The following is a 2,468-nucleotide window of genomic DNA, read 5'->3' as shown; positions in this document are numbered from 1 at the left end:
CCCAGGCGCAGGCGCAGGTCCGGCAGGCGCAGGCTGCCAACGCCATCGCCCGCGAGGACATCCGCACCGTGGATGTGGGACGCGGCGGGCTGGAGGCGCAGGTCGAGGCGGCGCGCGCCGCGCTGCGGCTGGCCGAGATCGACCTGTCCAACACCGTCATCCGCGCGCCAGAAGCCGGGCAGCTGGGCGAAGTGGGCGTGCGGCTCGGCCAATATGTCACCAACGGCACCCAGCTGATGGCGCTGGTGCCGCCCGACCGCTGGATCATCGCCAACTACAAGGAGGCGCAGACCGCCGGCATGGCGCCGGGCCAGCGGGTGCGGTTCACGGTCGACGCGCTGGACAATGCGGCGCTGACCGGTCGGGTCGAGCGACTGTCGCCTGCGGCCGGCTCGGAATTTTCGGTGCTCAAGCCGGACAATGCGACCGGCAACTTCATCAAGGTGCCCCAGCGTATCGGCGTGCGCATCCTGGTCGATCGCGACCAGCCGCTCGCCGCGCGGCTCCGGCCGGGCATGTCGGTCGAGGTCAGCGTGGACAGGTCCAGCCGGTGAAGGCCCGGCTGCTCCTCTGCGCCTCGCTACTGGCCTCCGCCTGCGCCGGCCCGCGCCCCGAGGCCCCGCAGGCTGCGCAGGTCGCCCCGCCCGCCCAATGGCGCGACGGAACAGCGACCGGCGCGACAGAGATCGGCGACCACTGGTGGACCGCCTTCGGCGACCCGGCGCTGGACGCGGTCGTCGAACAGGCGCTGGCGCGCAACGTCGACATCGCCATCGCGGCCGCACGGGTGGAAGAGGCGCGGGCGCAATTCGCGCTGGCGGAGGCGCAGCGGTTGCCGGCGCTGACCGGCACCGCGGCGGGTAATCGACAGCGCGCTCTCAATCCTTTCGGCATGGATGTCGACCAGACGGCGGGACAGGTGCAGGCCAGCATCGCGTGGGACACCGACCTGTTCGGACGCCTTCGGGCGGCAAGCGGCGCAGCCCGCGCGAACCTGCTCGCGACCCAGGCGGCGCAGGACGCCGTCCGGCTGGCGGTCGCGGCCTCGGCGGCCGGGGGATATCTGCAGCTTCGCGCACTCGACGCCCGGCTGCTTGTGCTGCGTGATACCCTTGTGGCGCGCGAGAACGCCCGCACGCTTGCCCGCAGGCGCGCAGAGACGGGCTATTCGCCGATGCTGGACCTGGAACAGGCCGAGGCGGACTATCGCGCGACAGAGCAACTGATCCCGCAGACCGAGCTGGCCATCCGTCGGCAGGAGAACGGGCTCAGCCTGCTGCTGGGCGACAATCCGCGCGCCATCGGTCGCGGCAAGGCGCTGGCGGAGGTCGGCATCCCGACGATCGCCGCCAGCCTGCCGTCCGCCCTGCTCCGCCGCCGTCCCGACATCGCCCAGGCGGAGCAGACGCTGGCGAGCACCGACCGCTCGCTCGACGCTGCGCGCGCCGCCTTCCTGCCGCAGCTGCAGCTGAGCGCGGCCGGGGGTGCGGTGGCGTCCAGCCTGCTGTCCGATCCGGCCTCCACCTTCTCGCTGGGCGGCAGCCTGCTCGCGACGCTGTTCGACAGCGGGCGGCTGGAGGCGCAGCAGCGCGGTGCGGCGGCCCGGCGCGACCAGGCCGCCTTCGCCTATCGCAGAACGGTGCTCACCGCCTTCCGCGAGGTGGAGGACAGCCTGACCGAGGTGCAGCGGACGACCGAGCAGGAACGGATGCTGGAGGCGCAACGCGACGCGCAGGAGCGGACCTATCGTCACGCCACGCAGCGCTATCGGGCGGGCTATTCGCCCTTCCTCGAGCAACTGGACGCCCAGCGCGGCCTACTGGCGGCCGAACTGCAACTCGTACAAGTGCGCGCGGACCGGCTGACGGCGACGGTAAGGCTGGTCCAGGCGCTGGGAGGCGGCTGGCGAGCGGAGTGAACGACTCGCTTTCCAGCGGGAAGAACTGCGAAAGTTCATCCGGGATGCGCCATCGGAGGAGGAGGCACGAGCACCTTCGATGGCACGATATTTCCAAAGTCGGACGCGTGCCGCCCGCAAGACATGACGATGATGCCATGCGGGCTGCATATGCGATTTTCCGCCATTTCTTGCCTGAAAATCCGGTTCGAAAAGGTCAGACGGGGTGCGGCTCCCTCCCTGGCCAGCACGCTCCCCCGCAGCGGCGAAGCCTGCAAAGCGCAAGTCGCAACAACCGCCGTTTCTCTCCGATACTGACAGCCATCCGAATGGCGGCAGGCAATATCATTACGCATCCTTAATATTCATGCGGATGTTCGAGCATTAATTGCCCTTCAGAACTTATTCATTTTTCGAGCCTAAGTATCACGCCCATGGCGTGGTCCGCCCCTCGCACGCGGACCGTGAAGGAAGCTCTCAATCGCCTTCAGATCGCCTTTTTGAGAAGGGTCAGCATAAAAAGGCGCAAGTGCATGATAAACAATGATAATATGTGTTACAAAATAGTCAA

Annotated in this window: 2 protein-coding genes; both read left to right on the top strand. The window is 68.3% G+C overall.

Going from position 1 to position 2,468, the window contains the following annotated elements:
- Positions 1-554: HlyD family secretion protein (locus M529_RS47570; protein WP_021320225.1), on the top strand; the 554-nt coding region annotated here is incomplete at its 5' end.
- Positions 551-1,918, top strand: a complete 1,368-nt coding sequence (locus tag M529_RS47565; protein WP_021320224.1) for an efflux transporter outer membrane subunit — start codon at positions 551-553, stop codon at positions 1,916-1,918. The genes M529_RS47570 and M529_RS47565, both read left to right, overlap by 4 nt.
- Positions 1,919-2,468: the final 550 nt, after the last annotated feature.

The organism is Sphingobium ummariense RL-3, assembly GCF_000447205.1.
In the GTDB taxonomy this organism is placed as follows: domain Bacteria; phylum Pseudomonadota; class Alphaproteobacteria; order Sphingomonadales; family Sphingomonadaceae; genus Sphingobium; species Sphingobium ummariense.
The sequence above is the reverse complement of the archived record's forward strand: the minus strand, read 5'-3'. Positions and strand labels throughout refer to the sequence as shown.